The organism is Clostridium sartagoforme (genome assembly GCF_004794105.1).
GTDB classification, from domain to species: Bacteria; Bacillota; Clostridia; order Clostridiales; family Clostridiaceae; genus Clostridium; species Clostridium sartagoforme_B.
In genome coordinates, this window is record NZ_SRYR01000001.1 from 490,531 (window position 1) to 514,200 (window position 23,670).

The 23,670-nt window shown below is 26.2% G+C and carries 25 protein-coding genes; 21 read left to right on the forward strand and 4 right to left on the reverse strand.

What is annotated here, in order from left to right; all coding sequences use genetic code 11:
* Positions 1-355 precede the first annotated feature (355 nt).
* The 5 genes from E5347_RS02055 to E5347_RS02075 all read left to right on the forward strand — a co-directional run bounded on the left by E5347_RS02055 (position 356) and on the right by E5347_RS02075 (position 4,001).
* Entirely contained in the window at positions 356-1,027 is a 672-nt protein-coding gene (locus E5347_RS02055; protein WP_136004100.1) for a response regulator transcription factor, read from the forward strand.
* Between the two features lies 1 nt (position 1,028).
* The gene (locus E5347_RS02060; RefSeq protein ID WP_136004103.1) at positions 1,029-2,225 is read left to right on the forward strand and encodes a sensor histidine kinase; all 1,197 of its coding nucleotides are present in this window, start codon (positions 1,029-1,031) and stop codon (positions 2,223-2,225) included.
* A gap of 152 nt (positions 2,226-2,377) precedes the next feature.
* Positions 2,378-2,602 carry a hypothetical protein gene (locus E5347_RS02065; protein ID WP_136004105.1) on the forward strand — a complete coding sequence of 75 codons (225 nt, stop codon included), beginning with the start codon at positions 2,378-2,380 and terminating at the stop codon, positions 2,600-2,602.
* Positions 2,603-2,609: 7 nt separating this feature from the next.
* Positions 2,610-3,062: a metallophosphoesterase family protein gene (locus tag E5347_RS02070; protein ID WP_136005824.1), complete on the forward strand. Its 453-nt coding sequence runs from the start codon at positions 2,610-2,612 to the stop codon at positions 3,060-3,062.
* A gap of 174 nt (positions 3,063-3,236) precedes the next feature.
* Positions 3,237-4,001: a hypothetical protein gene (locus E5347_RS02075; protein WP_136004108.1), complete on the forward strand. Its 765-nt coding sequence runs from the start codon at positions 3,237-3,239 to the stop codon at positions 3,999-4,001.
* Between the two features lie 160 nt (positions 4,002-4,161).
* Here the strand turns inward: E5347_RS02075 and E5347_RS17155 are convergent, their stop codons facing one another.
* Both E5347_RS17155 and E5347_RS02080 read right to left on the reverse strand, forming a co-directional pair.
* On the reverse strand, positions 4,162-4,287 hold the full coding sequence (locus E5347_RS17155) for a hypothetical protein (protein WP_279230078.1): 126 nt from the start codon (positions 4,285-4,287) through the stop codon (positions 4,162-4,164).
* Positions 4,288-4,717: 430 nt separating this feature from the next.
* Positions 4,718-5,131 carry an EamA family transporter gene (locus E5347_RS02080; RefSeq protein ID WP_136005825.1) on the reverse strand — a complete coding sequence of 138 codons (414 nt, stop codon included), beginning with the start codon at positions 5,129-5,131 and terminating at the stop codon, positions 4,718-4,720.
* Positions 5,132-5,454: 323 nt separating this feature from the next.
* On the opposite strand from E5347_RS02080, the gene E5347_RS02085 reads away from it, so the two are divergent.
* The 8 genes from E5347_RS02085 (at position 5,455) to E5347_RS02120 (ending at position 13,471) form a co-directional block, all read left to right on the forward strand.
* Positions 5,455-6,129 (forward strand): response regulator transcription factor, encoded by a 675-nt coding sequence (locus E5347_RS02085; protein WP_136004110.1) that lies wholly within the window; start codon positions 5,455-5,457, stop codon positions 6,127-6,129.
* Positions 6,126-7,148: a sensor histidine kinase gene (locus tag E5347_RS02090; protein WP_136004113.1), complete on the forward strand. Its 1,023-nt coding sequence runs from the start codon at positions 6,126-6,128 to the stop codon at positions 7,146-7,148. The genes E5347_RS02085 and E5347_RS02090 overlap by 4 nt, the downstream gene beginning before the upstream one ends.
* A 26-nt stretch (positions 7,149-7,174) precedes the next feature.
* On the forward strand, positions 7,175-7,630 hold the full coding sequence (locus tag E5347_RS02095; protein ID WP_136004116.1) for a GNAT family N-acetyltransferase: 456 nt from the start codon (positions 7,175-7,177) through the stop codon (positions 7,628-7,630).
* A 93-nt stretch (positions 7,631-7,723) separates the two neighbouring features.
* Positions 7,724-7,975, forward strand: coding sequence for a kinase to dihydroxyacetone kinase (locus E5347_RS02100; RefSeq protein WP_136004118.1), 252 nt, complete (start codon positions 7,724-7,726; stop codon positions 7,973-7,975).
* A 289-nt stretch (positions 7,976-8,264) separates the two neighbouring features.
* On the forward strand, positions 8,265-9,035 hold the full coding sequence (locus tag E5347_RS02105; RefSeq protein ID WP_136004121.1) for an ABC transporter ATP-binding protein: 771 nt from the start codon (positions 8,265-8,267) through the stop codon (positions 9,033-9,035).
* A complete protein-coding gene (locus tag E5347_RS02110) occupies positions 9,025-11,004 on the forward strand; it encodes an ABC transporter permease (RefSeq protein WP_136004124.1) in 1,980 nt (659 codons plus the stop codon). The genes E5347_RS02105 and E5347_RS02110 overlap by 11 nt, the downstream gene beginning before the upstream one ends.
* 139 nt (positions 11,005-11,143) lie before the next feature.
* A complete protein-coding gene (surE, locus tag E5347_RS02115) occupies positions 11,144-11,899 on the forward strand; it encodes a 5'/3'-nucleotidase SurE (RefSeq protein WP_136004126.1) in 756 nt (251 codons plus the stop codon).
* Positions 11,900-13,471 carry a chloride channel protein gene (locus tag E5347_RS02120; protein ID WP_425350408.1) on the forward strand — a complete coding sequence of 524 codons (1,572 nt, stop codon included), beginning with the start codon at positions 11,900-11,902 and terminating at the stop codon, positions 13,469-13,471.
* Between the two features lie 234 nt (positions 13,472-13,705).
* On the opposite strand, the gene E5347_RS02125 is transcribed toward E5347_RS02120, so the two are convergent.
* Positions 13,706-14,473, reverse strand: a complete 768-nt coding sequence (locus tag E5347_RS02125; protein WP_136004131.1) for an N-acetylmuramoyl-L-alanine amidase family protein — start codon at positions 14,471-14,473, stop codon at positions 13,706-13,708.
* 150 nt (positions 14,474-14,623) lie between these two features.
* Between E5347_RS02125 and E5347_RS02130 the strand changes: the two genes are divergently transcribed.
* The 7 genes from E5347_RS02130 (at position 14,624) to E5347_RS02160 (ending at position 21,864) form a co-directional block, all read left to right on the forward strand.
* On the forward strand, positions 14,624-15,190 hold the full coding sequence (locus tag E5347_RS02130) for a TetR/AcrR family transcriptional regulator (RefSeq protein WP_136004134.1): 567 nt from the start codon (positions 14,624-14,626) through the stop codon (positions 15,188-15,190).
* Between the two features lie 23 nt (positions 15,191-15,213).
* Positions 15,214-16,014 (forward strand): rhomboid family intramembrane serine protease, encoded by an 801-nt coding sequence (locus E5347_RS02135; protein WP_136004136.1) that lies wholly within the window; start codon positions 15,214-15,216, stop codon positions 16,012-16,014.
* Between the two features lie 454 nt (positions 16,015-16,468).
* Positions 16,469-17,242: a DUF4116 domain-containing protein gene (locus tag E5347_RS02140; RefSeq protein ID WP_136004138.1), complete on the forward strand. Its 774-nt coding sequence runs from the start codon at positions 16,469-16,471 to the stop codon at positions 17,240-17,242.
* Positions 17,243-17,262: 20 nt separating this feature from the next.
* Complete coding sequence (locus E5347_RS02145) at positions 17,263-18,348, forward strand: AAA family ATPase (RefSeq protein WP_136004140.1); 1,086 nt, start codon at positions 17,263-17,265, stop codon at positions 18,346-18,348.
* An 11-nt stretch (positions 18,349-18,359) separates the two neighbouring features.
* Positions 18,360-19,703: a vWA domain-containing protein gene (locus E5347_RS02150; protein WP_136004142.1), complete on the forward strand. Its 1,344-nt coding sequence runs from the start codon at positions 18,360-18,362 to the stop codon at positions 19,701-19,703.
* 262 nt (positions 19,704-19,965) lie between these two features.
* Positions 19,966-20,631: a hypothetical protein gene (locus tag E5347_RS02155; RefSeq protein ID WP_136004144.1), complete on the forward strand. Its 666-nt coding sequence runs from the start codon at positions 19,966-19,968 to the stop codon at positions 20,629-20,631.
* A gap of 363 nt (positions 20,632-20,994) precedes the next feature.
* Complete coding sequence (locus tag E5347_RS02160) at positions 20,995-21,864, forward strand: methionyl aminopeptidase (protein WP_136004146.1); 870 nt, start codon at positions 20,995-20,997, stop codon at positions 21,862-21,864.
* 282 nt (positions 21,865-22,146) lie between these two features.
* On the opposite strand, the gene E5347_RS02165 is transcribed toward E5347_RS02160, so the two are convergent.
* A complete protein-coding gene (locus E5347_RS02165) occupies positions 22,147-22,479 on the reverse strand; it encodes a HesB-like protein (RefSeq protein ID WP_136004148.1) in 333 nt (110 codons plus the stop codon).
* Positions 22,480-22,878: 399 nt separating this feature from the next.
* Here E5347_RS02165 and E5347_RS02170 point away from each other — a divergent pair, with 399 nt between their 5' ends.
* Positions 22,879-23,622: an rRNA adenine N-6-methyltransferase family protein gene (locus tag E5347_RS02170; RefSeq protein ID WP_136004150.1), complete on the forward strand. Its 744-nt coding sequence runs from the start codon at positions 22,879-22,881 to the stop codon at positions 23,620-23,622.
* The last annotated feature ends 48 nt before the right edge of the window (positions 23,623-23,670 follow it).

The window sequence follows — 23,670 nt, forward strand, 5'->3', positions numbered from 1 at the left end:
ATCAAGATTTATATAAGTAATGATACAGACTTTTTTTCTTATTAATAAAAAATTAGATATGAATTTAATTTTATTTTAAGGTTTGTGTGATAACATTTTATTAAGTAAAATATAAGTTGAAATAAAATTTTTATATTTTATTAAGTTAGGTTATATGAAGAGTATTTCAGTTATGTAATTACATAATGAACTTATATACAGATTAAAATTATATGATTTCAATTAATGTAACTTACTTTCAAAGCTATTTTTAATTTTGAATAGCATAAGTACTCAAAATACATATTAATTATTGAAATATATATAATACAATAAATCTAACTATAAAATTTAATGTTTTAATGGAGGTAATATAGTGAAACTACTTTTAGTTGAGGATGAAAAAGAATTATCTGAAGCATTAGTTGAGATATTAAGTAAAAATAAATATGTTGTAGATGCTGTGTATGATGGGGAAGATGGATTAAACTACGCTTTAACTGATATTTATGATGTTATAGTTTTAGATATTATGATACCTAAGTTAAATGGGTTAAGTGTTTTAAAAGAATTAAGAAAAAAGGAAATAACAACTCCAATAATTATGTTAACAGCTAAAAGCCAAATTGAAGATAGGGTTCAAGGACTAGATTTAGGTGCTGATGATTATTTAACTAAGCCTTTTGCAGCAGAGGAATTACTTGCAAGGCTTAGATCTATAACCAGAAGAAAAGGTAATGTTATAAATGATAATTATCTTTCTTATGGCGATGTTAGATTAGATTTAAATACTTACGATTTAGAAGTAAAGGGAGAATCTATAAGACTAACCCTTAAAGAATTTGAAATAATAAAGTATTTTATGGAGAGACCTAAGGTTGTAGTTAGTAAGGATGATTTAATCACTAAGCTTTGGGGCTTCGATGCAGAAATAGAGTACAATAATATAGAAGTATATATTTCTTTTATTAGAAAAAAACTTCAGCATTTAAATTCAAGAGTAAATATAGTTACTATAAGAGGTGTAGGATATAGGATGGAGGAGTAGTATGTTTGAAAAGTTAAAAAGGAAGTTTATTTTCATAAATATGACTCTTCTAACATTAGTTTTTATTCTTATTTTTGGAACTATATACTTAACTACTGCAGCAAATATGGATAGAGAGTTAGAAGGAGATTTAAAAGGTGCAATTCAAAATCCTAGGAAGCCTGGTCCGAATTTTAAAAATGGAAATAGTATAATTATAGATTTAGATTCAGAAAATAATGTGGCAAATGTAACTACAAATATAGAAATAGATAATACCGTATTAGAAGAATCTATATATTCTATACTTAAAAATGAAAATAAGATTGATAAAATTGATATATCTGGAAGTAGCTATGGATATTTAAAAGAACATACTCCAAAGGGGTTAAAGATTGCATTAATAAGTAGAGAGCTTCAAATTAATATGCTAAATAATTTACTAAAAGTTTTTTTGATAGTAGGTAGCATTAGTTTGTTTTTACTTTTTTACATAAGTGTTTATTTAACTAATAAAACTATTAAGCCAATAAAGGAAAGCTTTGAAAAGCAGAAGCAATTTATAGCAGATGCATCTCATGAATTAAAAACTCCTCTAGCTATAATTAGGACTAATACATCAGTAATAACATCTAATAAAGATAAAACTGTAGATAGTCAAATTAAGTGGATAAATTATATTAGTAACCAAGTAGATAGAATGGCTAAGTTAATAGATGATATGCTATCTTTAACAAAGCTAGATAGCAATAAAGTTATGGAAGAAAAATCTAGTTTTGATTTGAGCAAAGTCTTAGATAGCATATTACTAGGCTTTGAAGCAGTGGTTTTTGAGAATAATATTATTTTAGAAACAGAAATACAAAAGAATGTAGATTTGAAAGCTAAAAAGGAAGAAATAAAAAAACTATGTAGTATATTACTAGATAATGCATTAAAGTACACTAATTCTGGTGGAAGAATAGATGTAATATTATATGAAGACAAGAATAAGGTTTATCTTAAGGTTAAAAACACTGGAGATGGAATTAAGAAAGAGGATTTAGAGAAGATATTTGAAAGGTTCTATAGGATAGATACTTCAAGAGCAAGGGAAACTGGTGGATATGGATTAGGATTATCTATAGCTAAATCAATAGTTGAAAGTCATAATGGTAAAATATATGCTGAAAGTAATATTGGAAAAGATACTACTTTTATAGTTGAATTTACTCTTTAATAAAATTATTAAGGCCAAGGTGCTAATTATTTTGAGGTGAACTTATTATAATAAAGAAATAAATTTATCTATAGTGGCATTTAAACACCATAGATAATAGGGATAACAGTTATAGATATTCATAAAGAGGATAAAATAGGGAGAGAGTAATTATGAATGACAGAGAATATATAGAAAAAGAAGCAAGGACACTTTATAAATATATAGTTGAAGACAATGAGAAGTTTGATAATAATAAACAGCTATATGCAAGAATATTAAACAACATTAGGAGTACAGCTCAATGTGATATTGGTGGAATTGAAACACTAGATTTATCATTAAGTGAAATAAAAGAAATTATTAAAGCTGTAATAGAAAACTATGAAGAAAGATGATATCTGTATGAAAATAGGAATTATTTCTGATACACATAACTTATTAAGAGAAGAAGTTATACATAATCTAGAGAGTTGTAATCTAATTATACATGCTGGGGATATATGTAATAAAGATATATTAGAAAGATTAAATAATATAGCTACCACTGTGGCTGTAAAAGGAAATAATGACAAAGGGGATCTTGAGGATATATTAAAGGAAGATGAGATAGTTGAAATAGAGGGAAAAAGAATATATATAGTCCATGAAAAGAATAATATGGGAATTAATTTAGAAGAGGTTGATATTGTAATATATGGACATTCTCATAAATATAACTTAGAAATTGAGAATAATATTATATATGTTAATCCTGGAAGTTGTGGAAAAAGAAGATTTTCATTATCTTTAACAATGGCTATTATGAATATTGAAAATGGAAAAATAGATATAAAAAAAATCAATATAAATAGTTAAAACATACATATATTGCAGATTTTAAGCATTATATATAGTAAAGAGAGATTTTAATATTATTTATAATATAATAATATTAAATTGATAAAATTATATTTACGTTGTGGAAAAATAAGGAAAAATAATTTATGGTACACAAGTAATAACTGTAACAAATATTATGGAGGGGATGGTATGGTATTATCAACTAATCCGGCAGTTAGACTATACGAAATTTTAAGTAAATCAAAAGAATTTTGTAGTAACCATAGTAATAAACAAAGTAGGTCTAGATCAGTAGCATCAGTACTTTCTAAAGTTTTTGATATAGATAAAAATGATGATGAAAAAATATTTAAAGCTGTAATTCAAATAATAGGAATAATAGAAAATATAAAAAAACAAATTAATAAAATTGAAAGTAATTCAAAAGAGGAACTTATTATATCTTTAACTAATTTTGAGAAGAGGATTATGTCAATAGAGTTAGAGGAAGAAATGCACAAATTAGATATTATAATAACAAATGAAATATTAATATCTATTAATGGATTAGCTTTAGCTCTAGATGTATGTAATCAATACAAAAATATTGAGGAAGAAAATTTAATTAACTTTAAAGAAAAGATAGAAATGTTAATAGCAGATTTAAGAGAATTAGAGGTAAATGAGGAACTAAAGTCATTTATTAATAATGTACTTTATGATTTATATTATAAAATAGATGAATATAAGATGTACGGTATAGATGGATTAAAACTTTCCATTGAACAGGGGCTTGGAAGTATAATGCTTAATCAGAAGATCGGTGAAGAAGCTTCTAAAAACAGTGTATTTAAAGAAAATATTAAAAAGGTTCTAAGTTTACTTACAAGTATTAACACTACAATTTCCTTTGTTAAAAATATAATACCAATAGCACAAGGGGCTAATGAGATGGTAAATAGATTACTAGGATAGGGCTGTCGCACAAACAGCCTAAATTAAGAATTAAAAAATAAAAATGAAGAATTATTGATGTAATTCTTAAAGAATTATTGAAATTATTTTCTTTTAAAAACTCCTTCGGGAGTTTTTTTATTATTTATTCTTAATTTTTCATTGTGCGACATTACTAATTTTATTTATATGTAGTATTTGGAGAAGGTTCATTTTCCCCAAAAGGAGTTTTTTCATTAGTTTTATTTCTTACATTTTCTTTATACTTCGGAGAAGTTGGATTACTATTATTTTTCTTATTACTCATTTGAAATGCCTCCTTAATAGATAGATATCATTATTTAGACTTTCCCAATTACAAAAAAATATTTAATAATTTTAATAAAATAAATTTATACAATATAAAATTAATAAATAAGTTGTAATTATAATAATTTTATAGTAATTATAAAGATAAAAACTCAGATTTTAAATATCTCACTTAATGAAGTGAAGTAAAATTAAAATCTGAGTTTATTAGTTTAAAATAATAATATATATTTTTAATTAATAATCGACATCTATAGTTTTATATCATTATAAATTAAGAATAATTCTTTAGTAAATTATCTAAATTGAAAGAATCGATCTTTTAATTTAAGTATAAGTTGTTTATATAACTTCATATATTAATTATTTTCACCATAAAATAGAACTTCATAAAATGTAAAAATTTAATTACAACTTATATAGCAAATTTAAAGAATTAATATAAATGTGCCAATAGTAATAAATATTCCACCTACTACTGTTTTAATAGTAACAGCTTCTTTTAATATTACAAATGCAAGTACCATAGTAATTACAACACTGAATTTGTCTATTGGAACTACTTTTGAAGCATCACCCATTTGAAGTGCCTTATAATAAAATAGCCAAGATAAACCAGTTGCTATACCTGATAATATTAAGAATATCCAGCTTTTTTGAGTAATATTGCCAATTTGATTTATACTGCCATTTATCAATACTATTCCCCAAGCCATAACTAGAACTACAACTGTTCTAATAGCAGTAGCTAAATTTGAGTTTATGTTTTCAATACCAATTTTAGCTAAAATTGAAGTGAGTGCAGCAAAGAGAGCTGATAATAAAGCATAGATTACCCACATATTTGTCACCCCTTTAAGATTAATTTTCTTAAACAATATTATTTCCTCCATTTAAATGTAGTCGTTATTATTATATAATATTCTTCCATATTTTAAAAGGTTGATTGTAAAGGTGTTTTTTATAAAAGATATAATTTTGTAAAAAGCATGTTATAATTTTAATAGACAGTAAATCACTTCAATTGAAAGCATATATTATTTAATTTGTATATAAGTTCAACATGAAATTTAATATCTAAAATATTTCACAGATGAACTAATAAAATAATGTAAAGACGGTATTACAACTTATATATGTAAATACTATTAGAGGAAGGTGACATATGGGTACAAAAAGGATTTTTATTATAGAAGATGAAGAAAAAATAAGAAATGAGCTAAGCACATTTTTAAATAAATATGGATACATAACTAGTTATTCAGTAGATTTTGAAAATATAGTAGAAGAAGCTTTAAAATCTAAGTGTAATTTAATTTTATTAGATATAAATTTACCGTATTATGATGGATATTATATATGTAGAGAAATAAGGAAGAAAAGTGATGTTCCAATAATAGTAGTAACTAGCAGGGATAGTGAAGTTGATGAGCTTATGAGTATGAATTTAGGAGCAGATGATTTTATAACTAAGCCATATAATACTCAAATACTTTTAGCTAGAATTTCATCTATTTTAAGGAGAAGTTATAATAGTGTAGATTTAGATATTTTAGAATACAAGGAGCTTAAACATAATTTATCTACTAGTGAAGCTAGCTATAAAGATAAAAAGACTGAACTTAGTAAGAATGAAAGCAGAATATTGAATGTTCTTATAAAAAATAATGGAAAGATAGTTTCTAGAAATGAAATTATTGAAGCCTTATGGGAATCAGATGAATTTGTAGATGATAATACTCTAACCGTTAATATAAATAGGCTTAGAAAGAAACTCGAAGAAATTGGAGCTAATGACTTTTTAAAAACTAAGAGAGGTCAAGGTTATATTTTAATATGAATGTAGTAGATTTTTTTAAAGAAAGATTTTTATTTTTAATTTTAAGTCTAGCTACACTAGGATTTTCATTTCTACTTCTTTTTTATCTAGAGGTAGATTTATATGCAATTATATTTATTACTTTATTAAATTTAATAAGCATCTTAACTTATCATATATATGATTATTTTAATAAGAAGAAGTATTATGATGAATTAATGTCTAATCTAGATGCATTAGATAAAAAATACTTAATTTCTGATGTGATGGAGGAAGGAAGTTTTATAGAGAGTAGATTAATATATCAGATAATAAATGAAACTACTAAATCCATGAAAGACGATATTTCAGATCTTAAAATTAATAATAAAGAGTATAGGGAATATATTGAACTTTGGGTACATGAAGTAAAAACACCTATTTCAAGTTGCAAACTTATTATAGAAAATAATAAATCAGATTTAACGAATAGCATTAATGAAGAAGTTAATAAAGTTGAAAATTATATTGAGCAAGCTCTTTTTTATGCAAGAAGTAATGCTCTTGAGAAGGATTATATTATTAAGGAACTTAATCTTAAAAATATTATAAATAAGGTTGTAAGAAGGAATTCAAAGGTATTAATCCAAGAAAAAATTAAGATAGAGGCTATTGATTTAGATAAAACTATTTATACAGATAGTAAATGGATAGAATTTATTATAAATCAAGTATTAAATAACTCTATAAAGTATATGGATTATAATAAAAATCAAAATAAAATAAAGTTCTATACTAGAGAAATAGGTGAAAATATAGTTTTATATATTGAGGATTCAGGAATAGGAATGAATGAAAAAGATGTAGTAAAGGCCTTTGATAAAGGATATACAGGAGAAAATGGTAGAAGGTTTAGTAAGTCTACGGGGATAGGCTTATATCTATGTAGAAAGTTAGCTTCAAAACTTGGGCTTGGAATTAATTTAGAATCAGAAGTTAATAAAGGTACAAAGGTTGCAATTATTTTTCCTATAAATAAATATCTTATAGAGATGCAATAAAATAATTTAGGTTAAGGATAAATATTATGAAAATAAGAAGATATAAATCAGTAGATTTTAATGAAATTGCAGAGTTATTTTATAATACAGTTCATTTAATTAATATAAAAGATTACTCAAAAGAACAAGTTAATGTATGGGCAACTGGAGAATTAGATTATGAAAAATGGAATAGATCTTTAGAAGAACATTATTCTGTAGTAGCAATAGAAAATGAAATAATCATTGGATTTGGTGATATAGATGATACTGGATATTTAGATAGGCTTTATGTACATAAGGATTATCAGGGAAGAGGGGTTGGAACTTTCATTTGTAATGAATTAGAAGATAAATGTATAACTAAGAATATTCTTGTTCATGCTTCAATTACGGCAAAACCTTTCTTTGAAGGAAGAGGATACAGAGTCATAGAGGAACAGGAAGTAGAACGTAATGGTATTAAATTAATGAATTTTATAATGAAAAAAGAAAATAATTAGTATAATATTTACAGCATATGTTATAATTGAGATATAAAATCAATTAGATATTATTTAATTTTAAAGAATTAAATAAATTAAAGGAGGAGAAATATGCTTGAATTTAAATATGATACTCAATTATTAATTGAGGGAACTAATTTATCAGAAGATGGAATTAATGAATATATAACTAAGAACATAGAAGGAGATTGCTTGCTAGCAGTTGGAGATGAAGATTTAGTAAAGGTACATTTTCATACTAATACACCTTGGAAGGTTCTTGAATATTGTGCATCACTAGGAGATATCTATGACGTAGTCATCGAAAATATGGAACGTCAAGAAAATGGACTACAAGGATAGTTAAATATTAAAAACTACTTCAATAAAGAGTAAATGAAAATATTAAATATATATATAAGTTATAAAAATACTGTGATATATAATAATTATTGCAGTATTTTTTTCTTTTATAATCCAAGTGGATATATAATTTTAGGATAAGGTGGAAGAAAACAAGGGTATAAGGTAATTTAAATGTGTGCAATTTTTTAAACTTACAAAAGTGTAAGTTTAATGTTATATATATCAATGGATGAAACTTTGAAAAAGCAATAAAATAAACCTATAGTAAGAAATAGGAGGATTAAGTATGAGTAAAGAAATTTTAAAAGTTAGTAATATAGAGAAGTATTATGGAAAAAGAGGAAATATAACAAAGGCCATAGATAATATAAGCTTTACAGTTGAAGAAGGAGAATTTGTTGGGGTAATGGGTGCTTCAGGTAGTGGAAAAACTACGCTTTTAAACTGTATCTCAACTATTGACAAAGTAAGTAGTGGACATATTTTTATTTCTGGAAATGATATTACAAAATTAAATTCTAAGAAGATATCTAAATTTAGAAGAGAAGAATTAGGATTTATATTCCAAGATTTCAACTTATTAGACACATTAACAGCATATGAAAATATAGCTTTAGCTTTAACTATAATGAAAGTAAATCATAAGGAAATAGATAGAAGAGTTAAGGAAGTTGCAAAAAAATTAAATATTGAAGAAGTTTTAAATAAATATCCTTATGAAATGTCAGGAGGACAAAAACAGAGAGTTGCATCAGCAAGAGCAATAATTACTAAGCCTTCATTAATTTTAGCAGATGAACCAACAGGTGCTTTAGATTCTAAATCTGCAAAGATGTTACTTGAAAGTATGGAGGATTTAAATAAAAATCTTAATGCAACTATTATGATGGTTACGCATGATGCATATTCAGCAAGTTATGCTAAAAGAATATTATTTATTAAAGATGGTAGAATTTTTAATGAATTAATTAGAGGTAATGATTCAAGAAAGGAATTCTTTGATAAGATAATTGAAGTTATTACTCTTCTTGGAGGTGACCAAAATAATGTATTCTAAGTTAGCTTTTAGAAACTTAAAAAGAAGTTTTAAAGATTATGCAATTTATTTTTTAACATTAATTTTTGGTGTTTGTATATTTTATGCCTTTAATTCAATAGAATCCCAAGGAATAATGTTAGAACTTAGTGAAGTTCAAAAGGCCGCTTTTGGGTTAGTTGATCAAGTAATGGGATATGCTTCAGTATTTATATCCTTTGTTTTAGCATTTTTAATTATCTATGCAAATAATTATTTAATAAAAAGAAGAAAAAAAGAGTTTGGAGTATATATGACTCTAGGAATGGATAAAGGGAAATTATCTAAAATACTTTTTATTGAAACATTATTAGTTGGTGTAATATCCCTTGCTATAGGGTTAGTTTTTGGAATTATTATATCTCAAGGTTTATCATTATTAACTGCAAAGATGTTTCAAGTTAAAATAAGTCATTTTAAATTTGTTTATTCATACTCAGCTATGATTAAAACTATAATTTCATTTGGAATTATTTATGTGTTAGTATTGATGTTTAACTCAGTATCAATTGGAAAGGTACAGTTAATAGATTTATTAAACTCATCAAAGAAAAATGAAAATATAAAAGTAAGAAATGTTTGGGTTTCTGTTTTTACATTTATAATAAGCTTAGTTATGATAGGTTTAGCTTATTATAAAGTTCTTGATAATGGAGCTTCAACAATAGGTATAAATGGACCAAGTATATTACTTGGTGCTGGTGGAACATTTTTATTCTTCTTCTCTTTATCAGGATTTTTATTAAAGCTAGTGCAATCTAATAAAAGATTATATTTAAAAAACTTAAATATGTTTGTGCTAAGACAAATAAATAGCAAAATAAATACTGTATTTATATCAATGTCCTTTATATGTTTATTATTATTTACAGGTATATGTATGCTTGCAGGAGGTCTTGGAATCAGTAGTGCATTAAATTCTGATTTGAAAGATTTAACTCAACATGATTTAACTATAATAAATTATGATGGAGTAAATATTGAAGAATACTTTAAGGAAAAAGGATTAGTCTTAGGTGATTATTCTGATGATTATGTTAATTACATTAATTATAAAAGTGATTTAAAATATAATGATATTATAAAAGAAGAGGATAGAAAAGAATTAAAGGATTTATATCCAATTGCAACTAATAGTGAAGTACAAATAATTTCTTTATCAAAGTTTAATGAACTTATGAAGATGGATAATAAAAAGGAAATATCTTTAAATCCTGGAGAGTATTCAATATTTTCTGATATAAAGGAAGCTAATAAGGCCTTAAACACTGTTATAAAAGAAGATAAAGAAATTAATATAAATGGAAATATACTAAAGCCATCAGATAATAAGGTTATTGAATTAGTAGCATATAATGATATTATGAAAAATAATATTTGTACTATTATAGTAAATGATAATATTGTAAGTGATTTAACTCCATATACATCATATGTAAATATGAGTTTTAAAAATGATGATAGTAAGATAATTATTGCTAAAATTAAAGAAGTAAATAAAATAAGTGGAGATACTTACTTTGTGTCTAATGATAAAGAATCATTATTTGCAAGTTCATCAAGCATGGGAGCTACTATAGCATATTTAGGAATATATATGGGAGGTATCTTCTTAATAACATCAGCTGCTGTTTTAGCTCTGCAACAGTTATCAGAATCAACAAATAACATTTCAAGATATAACTTATTAAAGAAGATAGGTGTAGATGAAAAACTTATAAATAAATCATTACTAATACAAATAGCAATTTACTTTTTAATGCCGCTATCTTTAGCATTAATACATTCAATTGCAGGATTAGAATTTTCTAAAAGAGTAATAACTATGTTTGGAAGTATTAGCATTATGAAAAATGTATTAATAGCACTGGCAGTTTTAGTTGTTATATATGGAGGATACTTTATATCAACATATTTTGGCGCTAAGAAAAACATAAATAATTCAATATAGAGGATTATAGATTAAATTTTCAAGGATTTAATCTATAATAAAGGTGGAAGGAAAAATATAGGCCTTCCATCTTTTTTTATAATATAAAGTTTTATGGTAGTATATAATATGTGATAATACTTATTTTAGGAGGTCTAATATGAAAATATTAATTACTAATGATGATGGAATAAATGCAAGAGGGATATATGCTTTAGCAAAAGAAATAAGTAAGAAACATGAAATTACAGTTGTGGCACCAAGAGAACAAAAGAGTGCTTCAAGCCATGCTATTTCAATTCATAATCCTATAAAGATAAGAGAAGAAAAGATAGATGATGAATTTAAAGCTTATAGTTTAGTTGGAACACCAGCAGATTGTACTCAAGCAGGGTTATCATTACTTTGCAAAGAGGTTGATTTAGTTATTTCGGGAATAAATAGAGGGATAAACTGTGGAACTGATATACTTTATTCAGGGACTGTTTCAGCTGCAGTGGAAGGTGCAATATATAATGTTCCGTCTATTGCTATTTCTATGGAAGTTGATTGGGAAAGAGAAGATGAAGATTATACTAAGGCAGCTAAATGGATAAGTAAAGTGGTAGATATAGCTGAAAAAAATTACTTAAGAAATGATGTTGTATTAAATGTTAATGTACCAAATGTTGATGAAGAAGAAATAAAAGGAATTAAGGTTTGTAAGCTTGGTAAATCTACTTATAAAACAAATTATATTTTAGTAGAAGAAAATGAAGATATGATATATGAAATAAAGGGAACTAGAAATGCAATATCAGAGGATGATTCTGATTTATATTTCTTATCACAAGGTTATGTAACTTTAACACCTTTACATTTTGACTTTACTAATTTTAAGATTTTAGATGAGGTAAAAAATATATTTGAAAACTAGGTGATAATATTGGATGAAGAAAATATAGCTAAAATTTTAGAAGAAAGAAAACATATGAAGTTTAGGCTAATAATTCAAGGAATAATAATTGGATTATTAGTAGGAATAGTAATAGTTTTAAATAGAATATTAATAACTAAATTTACAGCTGTTTTTAAGAAATTTTATCTTTGGGGAAATAAGGGGATTGTTAATATATTTCTTGTATTAATAGTTTTAGCTTTTTTAGGATTAATTGTAGGATATATGAGCAAAGAAGAACCTATGATAGCTGGTAGTGGTATTCCGCAGGTTAAGGGAAGAGTATTAAATAAACTAAAATTAAATTGGCTTAGAATATTAGTTTTAAAATTCTTCGGAGGTGTAATAGCTTTATCAGCAGGACTTACTCTAGGAAGAGAAGGTCCATCTGTACAAATAGGTGCGTCAGTTGGAGAGGGAGTTGCAGAAAAAACATATAAAAGATTTCCTGTAAAAAAGGAATTCTTAATTACAGCAGGTGCTTCTGCTGGTTTATCTGCTGCTTTTAACTCACCATTATCAGGAATAATATTTGCTTTAGAAGAAATACATAGAAGTTTTTCTCCTTTAGTATTATTACCAGCAATGGCAGCTGCAATTACTGCTGATTTTGTTTCTAAAAATTTTCTAGGAATGGAGCCTTCATTAAACTTTAGCGAGTTAACAATAATGCCTTTAAAGTATTATTGGATACTTATATTACTAGGGATTTTTGTTGGTATAATGGGAGTTTTATTTTCTAAGGGAATAGTTTTATTCCAAAATATTTATGGAAAGTTTAAAAATTTAAAAATAGAAGTTAAAGTAATGATTCCATTTGTAATCACTGGAGTAGTGGGACTTTTATACCCTAGTTTACTAGGTGGCGGACATGAGTTGATAATGGATTTAACATCTAGTGAGATGAACTTGTTAGTTTTAATTATAATATATATACTTAAGTTTTTACTTCTATTAATATGCTTTGGGTCTGGGGTACCTGGAGGAATATTTTTACCTATGCTTTTACTAGGAGCTATCTTAGGTAATATAACAGGAGTAATATCAGTAGATTACTTTGGAGTAAGTGCAATTTACATAACTAACTTTATCGCTTTAGGAATGGCAGCGTATTTTTCAGCAGTAGTTAAGGCTCCTATAACAGGTATAGTTCTTATTATGGAAATGACAGGCTCCTTTAGTCATTTATTATCTCTATCAGTTGTAGTAATAATTTCTTATATTACTTCTGAATTATTAAGAAATGAGGCAATATACGAGACATTATTAGAAAGGCTTTTAAAGAAGGTTGGAGTTACTAGTAATGAAGATAACGATAAAAAAACTATATTAGAATTCGTAGTTGAAATGGGAAGTGTAGCAGAAGGTAAGTATATAAATGAAGTAGAGTGGCCAAAGGATTCCTTATTAGTTTCAATTAAAAGAGGAGAAAAAGAAATAATTCCAAGAGGATATGTAAAACTTGAAAATGGTGATTATATTGTTATTTTAGTAAACTTGGATAAGTCACCACAGGTTATAGAAGAAGTTAATAGCTTAACATTGGTTTAAAATTTGAAATTTATAAATAAAATGAAGTTTATAACTAGGGGCTTCCTTAAGAAGCCCCTTTTGTTATTGCAGAAACATAATAAATTTAACTCAAGAATTAAAAATGAATAGTTAATGATGTAATACTTAAAGAGTTACTAAAATTAATTGCTTGTAATTCTTCATTACGTGACAGTAACTAAAAACTTTTTATTTTAAAACTCCGAAAGGAGTTTTTTTCATAATTATCAATTGTTAGTTGTCAACTGCTAATTGCCTCAGTATTCCTTCCTTTAAGGCATTTGCAATCTTATCTTGATTACTATCTAATGTTAGGTATTTTTCATCTAGTGAATTACTCAAAAACCCTAGCTCTACTAAGGCTGAGTTAGCTGAATTTAATTCTAATACTGCCAATGCATCTTCTTTTTTGGCATAAGTTTTAACACCCCTATTATCAGTGTAATTTAAGTTAGACAGTGATAGTTGAATATCTTCAGCAAAGTCTTTGCTTTCTTCATCATTTAGCTTATACCAAGTTTCTATACCTTTAGCATTAGTATCATCGTAGTTACTATTACAATGTATAGAAATAAATAAATCAGATTTAAAGACTTCTGAAATTTTGATTCTTTCTTTTAAACTATCATTTGCATCATCTAACCAAGGTAAAGAGTCATTAGTTCTAGTATAAACAACTTTAATATTTTCCTTCTCTAGTAATTCTCCAAGCTTTAATGAAATACTAAGCACAATATCTTTTTCTAAGGAACCAGAAGGACTTTTAGAGCCTATGTCAAAATCACCATGTCCAGGATCTATACATACTATAAATTCTTTTTCTTTTGGAGGTGATAATGTAACTTTTCTGTTAATAAGTCCTTTGCTATTTAGAATAAAATATATAGATACGCAAAATATTAAAGTAAATAACAATGTTAAACGAAAGATTATCTTTCTTCTTCTTTTACGTTTATAAAGGAGTTTTCTTTTGTTTTCAAGGTTAAAGCCAGTGTTTTCCATGATATGCTCCTTAATTAAATTATATCTTTACATAATATAAGTATAATAAGAAAAAGATAAAAAGTAAATATATGGAAATTGAATAAGTATTATTTCATTAGTTGATAATATAGAAAGATTGATATAAACTATAGTAAAGGGGGGACTTCGATGCCTAAGATATTACAAAATGCAAGAGAAACTATATTAAAAGAAGGCTATATCTTGCTAGAAGAAAAAGGATATAATAATTTTAGCATGAGAGAGCTTGCTAATAGATGTGAAATAGGACTCGGAACTGTATATAATTATTTTGAAAATAAGATGTCTCTAGTAATGGAGATTTTTAATAATACATGGACAGAAGTAATAGAAGAATCAAGAAATATAAAAGAGAAGGATATGGAACTTGAAGAAAAAATAAAATCCATATATAAGAATTTAGAAAAGTTCTTAAAATATCATAAAGAAGTATTTTATCATATTACTAAGGAAGATAAGATAGTAAAAGAAAAAAAGGCTGATTCAGATAAATGCAAGAAGAATGATGTTATGGAAGAGTTGTATGTAATAGTAGATGAAATAATAGAAGTACATAAAGAAAATAAAGATATTACTATTAATATGGAAACTAGAAAATTAACTTCCTTTTTAATAAGCAATATGATTACTTTATCTATGAAAAACACTGAATACACTATAGACGACTTTTTATATATTTTAGTAAATAAATTATAAAGAATAAAGGGGAAGTTTATTATATGAATTGGTTAAATAAACTGGAAAGAAAGATTGGTAGATTTTATATAAAGAATTTAATGTTAATAATTATAGCTGGAACAATATTAGTATATGCTTTTACTATGATGTCTCCAGATTCTAATTTGATTGATAGAATTATTTTAGATCCATCTAAGGTAATGGAAGGAGAAGTATGGAGGTTAGTAACCTTTATCTTTGTACCATCTAGTCTTAATATTATATCTTTTATGTTTGGTGTATACTTTAATTATTTAGCAGGTACAGGACTTGAAAATGAATGGGGAGAGTTCAAATTTAATTTTTATTACTTTGTAGGTATGATATCTACAATTATAGTATCAATGATAACTGGAGCAATTGCTACAGGTTCTTATATAAATATGTCTTTATTCTTGGCATTTGCTATGATTTATCCTAATTTTCAAGTGTTATTATTCTATATAATACCTGTTAAAGTAAAATATTTAGCTATACTTGATTGGGTACTTATTGGTTTGAAATTTATAGGATTCTTAAGTATGTTTAGTATTGCTGGAATGCTTATAACTTTAGTACCAGTATTAAACTTCTTTATATTCTTCGGAAAACAAGTAGTTACAGGTACTAGAAGTAATGCAACTAATTTTAAAAGACAACAAAAATTTAAGTCTCAAGCAAGGCCAATGGAAGTACTTCATAGATGTGAAGTATGTGGTATAACAGAAGCTCAGGATCCAAAGATGGAGTTTAGATATTGTTCCAAATGTTCAGGAAAGCAATGTTATTGTATTAATCATATAAGAGACCACCAGCATAAATGATAGATAGTGAAAAATGAATAATGTATAATTAAGGTGAAAACTCAGCTATGGCTGAGTTTCTTTTTTTATTTATTCACTCTTAATTTTTTATTATGGTATAGCACCTTCTTTCTTTTTTTACTTTTTTTATGTTGTTGGAAGAAATAAAAGAGAGTAGTTATAAATAGCAGTGATGGTATATAGAAATCCTATAGAAAATTAGAATAATTTAATTGTGAAATGATTAAAAGTGTTGTTATATAAGGCAGAAAATAAAGATGTAATTGTTTAAGTATGGGATAAATAAGAACTGTTATTAAATAAGAGTAATAGTAATTATCAATTATTTATAGTATAATAAAGTTGATAAAAAATAATTATTTATCAAATATGAAATAAAAAAATAATTAAAGTATTTTTGATAGTAAAATAGATATACATATAGATTTTATTTATTAGTAAGAAGGGAAGAAAGATGGAAAGTAACGAATTAAAAAAAATAAATGATAATCCTTTATATATTAGATATATAGAAAATCCTAGTGAAGAGATTATTTTAACCGCAGTTAAGAAGAATGGATTAGCAATAAGATATGTAAATAATCCTTCAAAGGAAGCTAAAGAAATAGCTATTAGAAATAATCCTTTAGCAGTTGAATATATAGAGGACCTAGATGAAGAAAATTCAATTTTAGCTGTAAGATTATTATGGAATTCATTGAAGTATATAAAACATCCTACAGAAAAGGTTATGCTTGAAGCAGTAAATGCTAAGGGATGGGCAATTCAATTTATTGAAAATCCAACTGAAGAAATAATGCTTAAGGCAGTGAGTAAGGACTATGATTCAATAAAATATATAAAGAATCCTAGTGAAGAAGTTCAATTAGAGTCTATAAAGAAGTATTGGGCAGCAATTAAGTTTATTGATAATCCAAGTTTAGAGGCTAGACGAGCTGCTGTTATTGGAAATGAAGAAGCCATAAACTATATAAACTTTGATTTAGATGAACTTAAAGTATTAATTGGTGACAATATAAAGGTTGTAAAGTATGTTTATGATTCAATAGATGCTGACTTTGTAGTTAATGTAGTTATAGAAAAAGTAAAAGAGGAATTAATTGATGAGAAATATATTAAGGACTTTTTAGAACTTGAGATACTAGAAATGGATAAGGTTAATTTTATAAGAGAATATGGAAGTAAGAAAGCTAAGGTTTTATTAGTTGATTATAAACTTTCAAGATAAGGCGTAAGAGAGGTGATAAAATGAAATTTTCAGAAGCAATAAGTACAGTAGAATTAGTATTAGAATCAGGTAGTGTACCTTTAATTATAGGAGAAGCTGGTATAGGTAAAACTTCATTAGTAAAGAAAATATGTAGTGAAGATAATTATTACTTAGTTAATATAGATGCTAACCTTCTTAAGGAAGGTGAAATAGGTGGTCTTCCAATAGTTGAAAATGGAAGAACTAAATATGCAACTCATTATAAACTTATAGAAATAGAAAAGGCAATAAAAAATAGCAAATATAATGGTGTCTTATTATTTATAGATGAGTTAAATAGATGTGAGCATGCAGTTCAACAAGAACTTATGAACTTAATATTAAATAGGGAGATAAATGGATTTAGATTACAAGATAATGTAAGAATTGTAGCTGCAATGAATCCGTCTAATAAGTATGATGGATTTGAAGATAGTGACTATCAAGTAGTTGATATGGATAAGGCACAAGAAGATAGATTTGTTTGGCTTGAATTAACTTCTGATATTAAAGAATGGATTAAGTGGGCAATGAGTGATGAAGTAAAGGTTCATGAACATATAATTGAATTCTTATCAACATTCCCAGAATATTTAAATACTCCAAACTCAAATGAATCTATTAGAGCAACACCAAGAAGCTGGGAAAGGGTAGCTAAAGCATATAATGTTTATATTAATAATTCAAATAATTATTCAATAGATACTTTCTATAATGTAGTTAAAGGAAATATTGGTGTTAGTATAGCTACAGATTTTATAAACTATATAAAGAATATAAAGAATCCTCTAATTAAACCTGAGGAATTATATCCTTATGTTATTTTGCCAATGGATGTAAAAGAGGAATTAAGAAAAGAAAGTCATTCAAGACTATATATTTTAGCTAAAAATTCATTGAGATACTTAAGTGAAAATAATACTGAGGCAAATAGGAAATTATTCTCAGATTTATTAACATGTTATCCTAAGGATTTAAGACTTGGAATTATGAAGGAAATAAAGGGAGATGTATCATTAGAACTTTATAATGAATTATTAAATGAAGATATGTTCTTAGATGCATTCTTTGAGATATTTGGATAGAAGGTAATGCTATGACATTTGAAGAAAGAAGAGATAGTTTACTAAAACAAGCCTTAGATATTAAGGGAAATGGTAAAATATATAGTAGTTTTGAAAGAGAATTTTTTTCGTTAGTTGAAACTGTAGTAATAGAAATGCTTGAGGGAGAAGATAGTTTCTTCGGGCAGTTTCTAGTTAGAACAGAAAGAAGTATTAGATATAATATTACTTGGCCTCTAGCAACTATACCTAAGATGCAAGGATTTAAAATGTATTTTAATCCATTATTGTTTTTACTTAGTGATAAAAGAGAAATGCAAGCCTTATTTAAGCATGAAATATATCATATCATGTATGGACATCATCAAAGAGAAAAGGCTCTTAAAAATAAGTATACTACAACTGCTGTTAATTTAGCTTTAGATATATCTATAAATCAATTTATTAAGAACTTACCTATGGATAGTTATAGACTAGAAAGAGTTAATTTAGAGTATGGGGCTAATTTAAAAGAAGATTGTAGTGTAGAAGTTTATGCTGAAGAAATTGAAAAAGCAATTAAAGCAAAACTCAAGGATAATAAAAAAGCTGATAAAGATGAGATTGTTGGTGAGTTATTAGATATTTCAAAGGCTCATGATGTTTGGGAAGAAAGCAATTTAAATGATGACTCTATTAAAGATATGACTAAAAAAACAGCAATAGGATCATATAATGGTAAAGCTCCAAAGGATATTGAAGGTATTATTAAAGCTTATGGTGAAAAGGCAGAAATATCATGGCAAGATCTCTTAAAGAAAATAATACCATCCTTAAGGGCTGGGGAAAAGAAGACTGTTATGAGAAGAAATAGAAGGCAACCAGATAGGTTAGATATTAGAGGTACTTTACCTAATAGTGTGCCTGAAGTTATTGTGGCTTTAGATATAAGTGCTTCTATGAGTGAACAAGAATTTAGTAAGATATTAGTAGAGGTTTTAGAGATAACTAGAACAAGAACTAATAAGATTACATTAATTGAATGTGATAATGAAATTAGACGTGTATATGAAATTAAGTCTAAAAATGATATAAAGAAGAGATCCTTTAAGAATGGCTCTACAAAGTTTTCACCAGTATTTAAATATATAAGAGATAATAATTTAAGAAATCATGTAGTAGTTTATTTCACTGATGGTGTTGGAGAAAAGGAGCTTGAATATAAGCCTTTTAAGAAAAACACTATTTGGGTATTAACTGGAGATGAGGATTTATCTTTAAATGAACCTTATGGAGAAATAAAGAAAATTGAAACTAACGCCGTAAAGGGTGAAGGTGGTACTGCTGGATTAGATATGATAAAAGAGTATCAGCAAGAACATGGGAGATACTTTTAGGTGCTAGAGCACGATTAGAAATGAAAGAATGAAGGAATGGAAGGTTTAAGAATGAAAGAGTGAAAAGATGATGAAAAACTCCTAATGGAGTTTGAGAAAATAATCATTTTAAGTAATTTTGGAAGAATTACTTAAAATGATTCTTAATTTTTCATTCTTAAATTTTCATTTTCTAATGGTGTGTGCTGATTTTGGTGGATAAGTATAAGTAGGCTAGTATTAGTTAATAATTTATGATATAATGACTGAGTGGGGGTGCTCTATGGGATCTTATAAAATAAGTAAGAATAATAGTGTTCTGATAATAATAGGAACTTTAATCATCAGCCTGCTAATAAACGTTTACAGTTCAGTTATGAATTCACGTTATAAGTTATTAATAGGTAAAGAAACTTACAACAGTGCAAGGGAAATTAAAACTAGAAATGAAAGTGTTTTATCTTTATTAGATCAATGTATTAAAGCAAAAAGCGTCACTAATGAAGAGATGCTTGTTTTATATAAGAATTATACAGTGATTTCTAATGAGTATAATAATTTATGGTCTAAGTACAAGGATTATGGAAAAGAAGAAATTATAAGTTTTAATAAGAAATCTAAAACTTTAGATTATTCAACAGATATGCCAAATCAAGTTTATTCTAGAATAGAAACTTTACTTTTTGAATATTTGAGTTTAGAGATGAAAAATCATAATGAAAAAATTATTCTAGAGGAAAATATCCTTGAGGATTTTATTGCTATGAATAATATGTCACAGAGTCTAAATGATTTTTATACAGATTTTAATAATACCAATATAAAAGATGTAGATGAAGAAAAGAAAGAAAGCATTTACATAAAGAATGAATACTGGGTAGATATTTTAAATGGTATAAACTCAGTTGTTGAACCCTATTTAAATTATGATTATACTTTAAAAAAATAAATATTCTTACTGGATACAGTTAATAAAATATTTATATGAGTTTTATTTTGTATTTTAGTGGATATATGTAAGTTTACCATAACTAAGAAGGAAGTGAAGGGATAAGCAAGCTTACATATGTTCACTTTTTTTAGTTTTTTTATTTTAAACTGAGTTGAATTATGAAATTTATGATATATTAAATATATAGTAATAAATTATATAAAAATTAAAAGACTTATGATTTTAATTAATGTAATTTACTTGAAAATTATTTTTACCTTAAAGTTCTATAATACTAAAAAGGTAAATTTTTATTAAAATTATATTTAATAAAAGTGATTAATTGAAATATAGTTGAAGTAGTAAAAGAAAGGAGACAGTATGATTTTAAATAGAAATGATCAATGCTGGTGTAACAGTGGTAAAAAGTACAAGAAATGTCATATTGAGTTTGATGAAAAGTTAGCAGCTTATAAGGCTAAGGGACATGAGGTTCCATCAATTGATATGATAAAAAATAGCGAACAAATAGAAGGTATTAGGGAAAGTGCTAAGATAAATAATGCAGTTTTAGACTTAGTACAAGAAAAAATAAAAGTAGGAATGAATACTGAAGAAATTAATAAGTTAGTTCATGATCTTACAGTAAATAGTGGGGCAATACCTGCACCTCTAAACTATGGTGGTTTTCCTAAAAGCGTTTGTGTATCTATAAATGATGTAGTTTGTCATGGAATTCCCAGTGAAGATACCATATTAATGGATGGAGATATAGTAAATGTAGATGTATCAACAATATATAATGGTTACTACTCAGATGCCTCTAGAATGTTCATGATAGGGAATGTATCAGAAGAGGATAGTAAGCTTGTAAGAGTAGCTAAAGAATGCTTAGACAAGGGATTAGAGGCGGTAAAGCCATGGGGATTCCTTGGAGATGTTGGAGCTGCTATACAAGAACATGCTGAAGCTAATGGTTTTTCAGTAGTAAGAGCCTTTGGTGGTCATGGTGTAGGAATAGAGTTCCATGAAGATCCTTTTGTTGCTCATGTAGGTAAAAGAGGAGAAGGGATGCTGTTAGTTCCTGGAATGGTATTTACTATTGAACCTATGTTGAACCAAGGTGATTATGAAGTATTTGTAGATGAAGATGATGAATGGACAGTATTTACTGAAGATGGTGGATATTCAGCTCAATGGGAGTACACCGTTTTAGTTACTGAAGATGGTGCTGAAATAATAGCATATTAGGCAATTAACAATTAATAATTGTCAATTAACAATTAAGGAAAAAACTCCTTTTGGAGTTTTGGAAATTAGGTTGTTTTTAAAGGAGCTGTTTTTGTGACAGCTCCTTTAAAAATGAAAGAATGAAAAAATTAAAGAGTGAAAATGATTTGGGAAATGAAGTTTTGCTTTACAAGGAATTATTTTATAGAATGGAATTTTTAATATAAAAAATGAGCTATCCTTAACAGATTATAATCCGTTAATAGGATAACTCATAACTATTATGTCATAAAATTTAAAGGATTAGTGACATCCGCCACCGCAAGATCCACATCCGCCACTTTCTGATTCAATGATAGGTTTAAGAGATAATCCTCTTCCTTCATTTTCTTCAGTTGAAAGTAGCTTAAATCCACCAAATTCATCAACTAGTTTTTCCTCTACTACGAAAACAACGTCGTTAACTTTATGTGTAATGTCTCCTTCTTTAGCGTCATCTACTGTTATATTAAAAGCAGGACCACTACATCCAAATCCAGCTAAATTAATTCTAATGCTGTAGTTATCAACTTCATTTTCATCTAAGAATTCTTTAAATTCCTTGTAAGCTTCTTCGCTTATTATAATTTTATCCATATTTTCACCTTCTATTTCTAAATGATAATTTATATCACTAGTATACCATAGTGGGTATAAATATCAAGGGTTTTTTAAAAACAATAGATCAATTTTACAAATACTTATTGTTTTTATTATGCATCATAAATATAATAAGTATTATAAAAGGTGCAATAGTGCTATAGTGCAATGAAAAATAAATAATTAACAAAAAACTCCTTAGAGGGTTTTAGAAAATTATATTTTTAGTAATTATAAGTAAAATATATCAATAATAATTTATTTTTAATTTTTAATTGTACTGCTTGTGCTATAATCCAATTATCTTAAAGATTATAATAATTTATAATCTTTAAGATATGAGTTTATAATTAACTTATATAAAAGTATTAATCGGAGTAGAAGGGAGGCTTTTAATTGAAGCCTTATGATTTTGAATATATAAAAAGTAAAATAAATGAATATAATTGCTTAATATCTGCTAAAAAGATAGGAAGCTTTGAGATAAAGAATATAAAAAATCCAGGTGAATATATAGATGGATATATGTATAGAAAAAAAGGTAATCTTGATGTAAGTATTTTAGAATTACATGGACCTGATAATATTTGGATGAGAATTTCTCCAATGGAGATTGAAAGCTCCTATATGTTTATAAAATATGCTAAAGGAGTAGTAGGTGTAGTTGGATTAGGTCTTGGATATGTAGTTCAAGAACTTGCTAAGAAAGAAGAAGTTAAAAAAGTGGTTGTATATGAAAAAGAAAAGGACATAATAGACCTTTATTATTCAAGCTTTAAAGAAAATAATAAAATTGAAATAATAAATGAAGATGCATTTAAAGCTAAAGGGAAAAAGTTTGATTATTTTTACGTAGACATATATGAATATAAATTACATACTAAAGTAGTAGAGGACTTTAAGACTTTTAATAACCTTCATAATATAGAAGAATATTTCTTTTGGGGGCTTGAGCACTTTTTATTAAGTTGTAGATATGAGGAAATAGTTTGGGTATATGTACCTGAATTATGGATGGACATCAGTAAAAAAATATTTGTTGCTCTTCAAGAATCAGACCTATTAAAGCATTATAATCAATTAGATGAAACTTTAGTAAGTGAAGTGTTGAGTAAATTTAAAGTTGTTTTAGATGAATAATATATAAGTTGCAATAAAGTTTTTACATTTTATTAATTTGTATTTCAT

Bases quoted from the DNA above. Each gene is read 5' to 3' on its own strand.
- E5347_RS02100 (WP_136004118.1), top strand. From the start codon at position 7,724: ATGCTTGAATTTAAATATGATACTCAATTATTAATTGAGGGAACTAAT.
- E5347_RS02085 (WP_136004110.1), top strand. From the start codon at position 5,455: ATGGGTACAAAAAGGATTTTTATTATAGAAGATGAAGAAAAAATAAGA.
- E5347_RS02090 (WP_136004113.1), top strand. From the start codon at position 6,126: ATGAATGTAGTAGATTTTTTTAAAGAAAGATTTTTATTTTTAATTTTA.
- E5347_RS02060 (WP_136004103.1), top strand. From the start codon at position 1,029: ATGTTTGAAAAGTTAAAAAGGAAGTTTATTTTCATAAATATGACTCTT.
- E5347_RS02150 (WP_136004142.1), top strand. From the start codon at position 18,360: ATGACATTTGAAGAAAGAAGAGATAGTTTACTAAAACAAGCCTTAGAT.
- surE (WP_136004126.1), top strand. From the start codon at position 11,144: ATGAAAATATTAATTACTAATGATGATGGAATAAATGCAAGAGGGATA.
- E5347_RS02135 (WP_136004136.1), top strand. From the start codon at position 15,214: ATGAATTGGTTAAATAAACTGGAAAGAAAGATTGGTAGATTTTATATA.
- E5347_RS02125 (WP_136004131.1), bottom strand. From the start codon at position 14,473: ATGGAAAACACTGGCTTTAACCTTGAAAACAAAAGAAAACTCCTTTAT.
- E5347_RS02165 (WP_136004148.1), bottom strand. From the start codon at position 22,479: ATGGATAAAATTATAATAAGCGAAGAAGCTTACAAGGAATTTAAAGAA.
- E5347_RS02080 (WP_136005825.1), bottom strand. From the start codon at position 5,131: ATGTGGGTAATCTATGCTTTATTATCAGCTCTCTTTGCTGCACTCACT.
- E5347_RS02075 (WP_136004108.1), top strand. From the start codon at position 3,237: ATGGTATTATCAACTAATCCGGCAGTTAGACTATACGAAATTTTAAGT.
- E5347_RS02070 (WP_136005824.1), top strand. From the start codon at position 2,610: ATGAAAATAGGAATTATTTCTGATACACATAACTTATTAAGAGAAGAA.
- E5347_RS02130 (WP_136004134.1), top strand. From the start codon at position 14,624: ATGCCTAAGATATTACAAAATGCAAGAGAAACTATATTAAAAGAAGGC.
- E5347_RS02140 (WP_136004138.1), top strand. From the start codon at position 16,469: ATGGAAAGTAACGAATTAAAAAAAATAAATGATAATCCTTTATATATT.
- E5347_RS02105 (WP_136004121.1), top strand. From the start codon at position 8,265: ATGAGTAAAGAAATTTTAAAAGTTAGTAATATAGAGAAGTATTATGGA.
- E5347_RS17155 (WP_279230078.1), bottom strand. From the start codon at position 4,287: ATGAGTAATAAGAAAAATAATAGTAATCCAACTTCTCCGAAGTATAAA.
- E5347_RS02095 (WP_136004116.1), top strand. From the start codon at position 7,175: ATGAAAATAAGAAGATATAAATCAGTAGATTTTAATGAAATTGCAGAG.
- E5347_RS02160 (WP_136004146.1), top strand. From the start codon at position 20,995: ATGATTTTAAATAGAAATGATCAATGCTGGTGTAACAGTGGTAAAAAG.
- E5347_RS02145 (WP_136004140.1), top strand. From the start codon at position 17,263: ATGAAATTTTCAGAAGCAATAAGTACAGTAGAATTAGTATTAGAATCA.
- E5347_RS02155 (WP_136004144.1), top strand. From the start codon at position 19,966: ATGGGATCTTATAAAATAAGTAAGAATAATAGTGTTCTGATAATAATA.
- E5347_RS02110 (WP_136004124.1), top strand. From the start codon at position 9,025: ATGTATTCTAAGTTAGCTTTTAGAAACTTAAAAAGAAGTTTTAAAGAT.
- E5347_RS02065 (WP_136004105.1), top strand. From the start codon at position 2,378: ATGAATGACAGAGAATATATAGAAAAAGAAGCAAGGACACTTTATAAA.